Raw genomic sequence first — 1,027 nt, forward strand, 5'->3', positions numbered from 1 at the left:
CCCTCGCGATCCAGCTCGGCATCACGCTCTCCGCCGACAAGCTCGGCATCACCTCGAGCGACGCCGCCCGCATCGCGTTCGTCATCTCCGGCGTCTGGTGGGCCGCGTTCACGATCATCCCGCTGCGCGCCCTCACCGAGCACCAGTCACCCCACGGCCGCGAACACGGCACCTCGGTCATCTCCGCCGGATTCAAGGAACTCGGCACGACCTTCAAACAGGCCAAGGCCTTCCCGCTCACGCTCGCGTTCCTCGGCACCTACCTGATCTACACCGACGGCATCGCCACCGTCGCGAACGTCTCCGCCCAGTACGGCAGCGTCGAGCTCAAGTTCGAACAGCAGACGCTGATCACGGTGATCCTGATCGTCCAGTTCGTCGCGTTCATCGGCGGCGTGCTGCACGGCTTCGTGGCCAAGCGCATCGGCGCCAAGAAGACGATCCTCGGCTCGCTCGTGGTGTGGATCGTCGTGATCACCGCGGCGTTCTTCGTCCGGGCAGGCGACGAGATGCAGTTCTACCTCGTCGCCGCCGGCATCGGCATCGTGCTCGGCGGCACGAACGCCCTGTCCCGCAGCCTCTTCAGCCAGATGGTGCCACCCGGCCGCGAAGCCCAGTACTTCTCGCTCTACGAGGTCGGCGAGCGCTCCACCAGCTGGCTCGGCCCGCTGGTGTTCGCCGGCGTCGGTCAGGCCACCGGCAGCCTGCGCCCCGCCATCCTCGCCCTGATCATCTTCTTCGTCGCCGGCTTCGTCCTGCTGATCTTCGTGCCCGTCCGCCGGGCCATCAAGGCAGTGGGGAACGCAGAACCGACGCTCGTCTGACCGGTGCGGCGGCGCTGACCACCCACAGCGCCGCCAGCACGTACGTCACCCACTCCCCCGGCAGCCTCAGGTACGTGACGACGGCGTCCGGCAGGAACAGCACCGCGAAGATCGACAACGCTCGTCCCAGGGACACCTCCCCGCGCACGTAGGCGTAGACCCGGACGCAGAGCACCACGGCCGGCAGCACGAACGCGCCGAAC

At 67.9% G+C, this 1,027-nt stretch carries 2 protein-coding genes; one reads left to right on the forward strand and one right to left on the reverse strand.

The window, feature by feature from the left end:
• Positions 1-824 (forward strand): MFS transporter (locus tag B0F77_RS46100; protein ID WP_143467304.1); only part of this gene is annotated, 824 nt, incomplete at its 5' end.
• Here B0F77_RS46100 and B0F77_RS48525 read toward each other — a convergent pair.
• Positions 787-1,027, reverse strand: a 241-nt coding sequence (locus B0F77_RS48525) for a hypothetical protein (protein WP_158103026.1), incomplete at its 5' end; no start/stop codon positions are given. The two genes, B0F77_RS46100 and B0F77_RS48525, sit on opposite strands and share 38 nt — an antisense overlap.

This window comes from Lentzea kentuckyensis (assembly GCF_002150765.1).
Taxonomy (GTDB): Bacteria; Actinomycetota; Actinomycetes; order Mycobacteriales; family Pseudonocardiaceae; genus Lentzea; species Lentzea kentuckyensis.